At 35.9% G+C, this 3,586-nt stretch carries 4 protein-coding genes and 1 pseudogene; 3 read left to right on the top strand and 2 right to left on the bottom strand.

Features of this window, described 5'->3' with window-relative positions; genetic code table 11:
- The first annotated feature begins 81 nt into the window (after window positions 1-81).
- Complete coding sequence (locus tag AC1DJR_RS21940; protein ID WP_044443320.1) at window positions 82-441, top strand: DUF2178 domain-containing protein; 360 nt, start codon at window positions 82-84, stop codon at window positions 439-441.
- Window positions 429-629 carry a helix-turn-helix transcriptional regulator gene (locus AC1DJR_RS21935; protein ID WP_429687595.1) on the top strand — a complete coding sequence of 67 codons (201 nt, stop codon included), beginning with the start codon at window positions 429-431 and terminating at the stop codon, window positions 627-629. The genes AC1DJR_RS21940 and AC1DJR_RS21935 overlap by 13 nt, the downstream gene beginning before the upstream one ends.
- A 301-nt stretch (window positions 630-930) precedes the next feature.
- Here AC1DJR_RS21935 and AC1DJR_RS21930 read toward each other — a convergent pair whose 3' ends face one another.
- Complete coding sequence (locus AC1DJR_RS21930; protein WP_429687594.1) at window positions 931-1,893, bottom strand: tubby C-terminal domain-like protein; 963 nt, start codon at window positions 1,891-1,893, stop codon at window positions 931-933.
- A 536-nt stretch (window positions 1,894-2,429) separates the two neighbouring features.
- Between AC1DJR_RS21930 and AC1DJR_RS21925 the strand changes: the two genes are divergently transcribed.
- Window positions 2,430-2,927 (top strand): DinB family protein, encoded by a 498-nt coding sequence (locus AC1DJR_RS21925; protein WP_002013992.1) that lies wholly within the window; start codon window positions 2,430-2,432, stop codon window positions 2,925-2,927.
- A gap of 498 nt (window positions 2,928-3,425) precedes the next feature.
- Here AC1DJR_RS21925 and AC1DJR_RS21920 read toward each other — a convergent pair.
- Window positions 3,426-3,524: pseudogene (locus tag AC1DJR_RS21920) on the bottom strand (YjjG family noncanonical pyrimidine nucleotidase); the annotation flags it as partial.
- Window positions 3,525-3,586: the final 62 nt, after the last annotated feature.

Genomic DNA, 3,586 nt, shown 5'->3' with positions numbered 1-3,586 from the left:
CTAATAATCAGTGGGGGATGAACACCCCCCCACTGATTATTAGCCTTCACTTTATTTCTAACATCGAAAGGAGAATCTATCATGAAAACGACTTGGATAAAATATTTAGGATTTCTAGGTTTCTTTGGGTTTCTCGGATTTTTTTATGAAAAAGGATTGTTTACTATGTTCTGTTTCTTCTCCTTTTTCACGACGTATAGAAAAGTTCATCACGATGAGCTTTTTGAACAAATTGTCAATAAATCGTGCCGAAATGCATTCATTATTACAATATTAACAACAGCTATCATTATCTTTATTGAAATGTTATTTCCGAATCCTACACTACAAGAGATTGATATTGCTCTTATTTTCAGCACACTCATTCTTACATTCGGATTCTCTATCTTCTTTTACGATAAACCAGTTGATGAAATGGAAGATGCACCATGGCGTTCGTAACGAAGATAAAAGAATACCGTGCCAAAGTACATATGACGCAGGAAGATTTAGCGAAAAAGGTTGGTGTACGTCGTGAAACGATTAGCCATCTCGAAAAAGGAAAGTATAACCCTTCCTTACAGCTTGCTCACGATATAGCGAGGGCACTACATAGTACAATTGATAAGGTTTTTATTTTTGAGGATTAATAAAGAGCACCAAGTTTAATATATAATACTGAATCTAAAGTAATTAAAGATATACTAGACGACACATGTTGTTTAACAATGTAGTTTTAAGGTGTATCAACACTTTGCTTGATACGCCTATTTTTTATGGTTTTTATCACTACATTCATCAAAGCGACCAGTATGTTGCAACGAAAATACCGTACTTTTTCCAGAACCACATAAAAAATACCAGTATTCTTTCCATGAAGAATACCGGTACTTCTCATTTATCCCACTATTTACGGGCAATAAGACCCCCACTGATTAAAGTTTCACTTTATCACCCATACAAAACAGCATGAAATACACCTAACAGTAAGTATTGATCCTCTATATAATCCTCATCATATACATCCATCTCGATATAATACATATCTTCCTCAAGACGAATATTCCAATCTGCGATTACATAGCCGTTTCGTAATAATTTTCCAAGCCCAATTGAAGTTTTGTGAACAACATATTCTTCTGTCTTATATGTAAAAGTAAATAAGAAATTTGCATCTAATAACTTTCCGTCACATACAAGTATTTCATGCTCTGCATCATTATTATCGATGTACGTTACTAAAATCCTTCTTTGACGCTGCCTACTTACATCCTTTGCAATGACGCGAATATTGTTCTTACTATCCTTTATTTCATAAATGATATTACTACCGACTTTCGGAATGAAGTCTAGCACTTTCATCAACGTATTTTTATAATAGCCCCGTACTGCGCCTACTCCTTCGCTTCCATTGTAAACCTCTATCGAAGTCGTATCCGCTTTACTATCACACAGTCGTTTATAAGAAAGCTGCATCATTCGCTCTCCTCTTAAGTACTGATCAAACGTCACAGGATATCCTATCGCGCGCAGTTCCTTATTTAGCTCATATAAATAGCGTTGAACGCTCTCTACTAATGTTGTAGTTGATATACGCTCTTGAAGTTCAAATTGCTGCCAACTGGAAAAAACTCTCCACTGATCTTCCTCTTCATATACGAATCCGAGAATTACTTCCTCACGGTCACTCGTTTCATAATTCAATTGTTCTTTCTGCCCATGTTGCACTTGTTCCATCCACTGTCCTAAATAAATGCCAAGCTCTGCAACCTTCATGCATGACTTCTGAAAAAATACGCTGTCACTCACGCGAATTGTTAAATCCCCTTCAATAAAGCCATTTGTATAAGCGGCATACCGTGGCTCATCCTTCTGCGGGATAGCCTTGTCTAACTCAAATAAAAACGTTAACATCCTTCACTCACCTCTAGTTGTTACACAGCTCATACATGACATCGCATCACTCTGAGAAACTATGTATATACGAATATTTAATTATCGCATTATAACACGTAAAAGACCTTAGTATAGTAGCGCTATTTTTGCTTCGCGAACTCCCTCATAATAGAATAACTATCCTTTTATTATTTTTTTCTTGACTTAGAGTTCACTCTAATTATTATAATCAACTCATAGTTCATTCACAATAAAATCAATTGGATAAAATTCAGGAGGGATCGGAAAAGCTAAAATCAAAAGTGGCTGACATTAACGCAGACCTGAATGTTGTCATTCGAACCTTTGATTTATCTGTTAATACAATTGTACATTAAGGTACTAATCAAATAAAAACCTACGATTTCCTGTACGTTAAGAAGTCAGTGATTCTTGCCTTATTTTACTTTCTCTTAATAGTCGTAAAGCTTCTATAATTTATTTAGTACATATAAAAAAGACGGAATCATAAAATCAGCAAATTAGAAAATAAAACAGGATGGGAGTCAGTTATTATGGAGCAATCAAATAAAGCGTTTAGCCAGGCATTAGTAAAATCGTTAAGAGGAGAACGAGGACATCTTCCCATCAAGAATGCTTTRTCGGATATAGACGTGGCGCTTGCGGGAAAACGCAGAGAGGAACTGCCTTATTCTATTTATCAATTAGTGAAACACATGACCTATTGGCAAGATTTTCTCTTATTATCCGCTCAGGGGAAGAAGCCTGCATTGCCTGCCCATGTAAAAGAGAGCTGGCCTGAAGAAGAATGCCCTGGCAGTGAGGAAGAGTGGCAACAGATTATTCAGTATTTTCTTCAAGGGATTGAACAGGCATGCACGATCGCCCAAACTGTTCAATTGGACAAAACATTGGAGGAATGGCCTGGTGAAACCCCTGGCGGTGTTCTACGGAATATTGCATCTCATAACTCCTACCATTTAGGAGAAATTGTGCTGATTCGCAGATTATTTAGTGCTTGGCCACCGCCAACAGGCGGATATCCGGTCTAAACAAGGAAAGGGTTCCACCCCATGCCCATTAACTTAAGATTTTAAATTACACCCAAAACGAAATTTTTACCACTTTACAGTTATTTATGAGAATTAAATTCATTTTTTTCATTACTGGGGAACAAACATTTTTTAAACTTGATGGAGATAGGGTATAAAAATACAAATTTCATCTCCGAAAAAAATAAAAAAACGATTGCTTGGATCCTAAGAGGCAATCGTTTTTTTTAGCTGTTTGTAATGACCAATTACAAACAGCTAAATATATTWTTTAGTGTTATTTCTGTTTTCCAAAACCTTCTCCACATTAATCCTCAATTTCAATTCCAGCTTGTTTAAATGGTTCTAATTTTATTTCTGTTTTCTTTCAGTAAAATTGTTTTGACTTGGTGCCATCTTTTTTGTCTCATATCTTAGTATATGAAATTATATGCACGATTTTCAAATACATCTACCGTAACTTACAATATATCAACTATTCGACAAATCTTAACAAGATTAATATGAGACTACCTTTTCTTCCGCCACTTCCGCAATTTCTAAAATTTGTAGCAGGCTCTTCACTTCATAGGTCGGCTTAACGCCTGCCGTATTTTCATTTCTAAAATTTGTAGCAGGCTCTTCACTTCATAGGTCGGCTTAACGCCTGCCGTATTTTC

The sequence above is a fragment of the Bacillus sp. 05T31 genome (genome assembly GCF_056396725.1).
Note: the sequence above shows the minus strand (reverse complement) of the source record. Positions and strands in the feature narration are given on the sequence as shown.

What these genes read in the sequence shown, in the direction of transcription:
- AC1DJR_RS21935 (WP_429687595.1), top strand. Translation starts at nt 429, where the DNA reads ATGGCGTTCGTAACGAAGATAAAAGAATACCGTGCCAAAGTACATATG.
- AC1DJR_RS21930 (WP_429687594.1), bottom strand. Translation starts at nt 1,893, where the DNA reads ATGTTAACGTTTTTATTTGAGTTAGACAAGGCTATCCCGCAGAAGGAT.
- AC1DJR_RS21940 (WP_044443320.1), top strand. Translation starts at nt 82, where the DNA reads ATGAAAACGACTTGGATAAAATATTTAGGATTTCTAGGTTTCTTTGGG.